Here is an 875-nt window from a genome sequence, read left to right as displayed (position 1 = left end):
AAAGCCCAACACAAGAGCACCAAAGTTGGATTAAGAAATTCTTTTCTTAGTAAGGGGGAGTTATGTTTTTCAAACGGAAAGGCGTCGGGAGTTCATTCAATTCCGTAGATGAAGAAAAAGAATCGAAAGTCGTCAAGGTCGATCTTGCTGCGAAAGCAGAAGACGAAGATTACGTCAGTGAAAACAAACCACTAACGCCGGTTGAAGCGAAACTGAAAGCGATTGAAGAGCAGAAAAAACAGCTCGAGCAAGATCTGGCTATTAAGCACTACTACCATAAGAAATTGCTGGATACTTTAGACCTTGGCTTGTTATCACATCTGCAAGAAGATCGCGCGAAAGAAGAGTTAAGGGAAGCGGTGATTCAGTTGATCGCCGAAGACCAAACGCATCCTTTAAGTTCAGAAGCGCGCAATCGCGTTATCCACCAAATCGAAGACGAAGTGTTTGGTCTTGGGCCGCTTGAGCCACTGCTTGAAGATCCAACCATTTCAGATATTTTGGTCAATGGCCCTAAAAACATTTATGTCGAGCGCTTTGGTAAGCTAGAAAAAACGCCGCATACATTTTTGGATGAGCGCCATCTTCGCAACATTATTGACCGCATTGTAAGCCAAGTAGGTCGACGTATTGATGAGGCGTCGCCTATGGTGGATGCGCGTCTAAAAGACGGCTCTCGTTTCAATGCCATCATCCCTCCACTTGCCATTGATGGGCCATCGGTATCCATTCGTCGTTTTGCGGTCGAACGTTTGAATATGGACAACTTATTAGGGCTTGGTTCGCTCTCGCCAGAAATGGGCAAATTCTTGAACGCAGCCGTTGTCGGGGAACTGAACATTCTTATCTCGGGCGGTACAGGCTCAGGTAAAACA

Annotated in this window: 1 protein-coding gene; it reads left to right on the top strand. The window is 45.7% G+C overall.

Features of this window, described 5'->3' with window-relative positions; translation table 11 throughout:
* Positions 1–62 precede the first annotated feature (62 nt).
* On the top strand, positions 63–875 hold an 813-nt coding region (locus R7O13_RS25285), incomplete at its 3' end, for a CpaF family protein (RefSeq protein WP_318304998.1).

This window comes from Vibrio sp. Y176 (genome assembly GCF_033438945.1).
This window is presented reverse-complemented; position numbering and strand designations above follow the sequence as displayed.